Below are 282 nucleotides of genomic sequence, written 5' to 3' on the forward strand. Positions count from 1 at the left end.
ATTCCCAAGCATTACTCACCCGTCCGCCGCTCGTCAGCAGAGTAGCAAGCTACTCTCTGTTACCGCTCGACTTGCATGTGTTAGGCCTGCCGCCAGCGTTCAATCTGAGCCATGATCAAACTCTTCAATTAAAAGTTTTTTTGTCCTTCCCATTAAGGGAGCGGACATGCTCAATGAATTCTGAATTTATTTAACATCTTTCGATGTTGAATTGACTGTGCTGAAATAAGTAAACTTATTTCCGTTGGTCACTCACTTTCCATTAAAGGAAAAAACATTGAG

The 282-nt window shown here is 42.2% G+C and carries 1 rRNA gene; it reads right to left on the reverse strand.

Annotated elements, in window-relative coordinates:
- Positions 1 to 131: ribosomal RNA gene (locus JIG41_RS06825) — 16S ribosomal RNA — on the reverse strand; the annotation flags it as partial.
- Positions 132 to 282 lie beyond the last annotated feature (151 nt).

Origin of the sequence: Pseudoalteromonas sp. bablab_jr011, from assembly GCF_016464045.1 — a bacterium.
GTDB lineage: Bacteria > Pseudomonadota > Gammaproteobacteria > Enterobacterales > Alteromonadaceae > Pseudoalteromonas > Pseudoalteromonas lipolytica.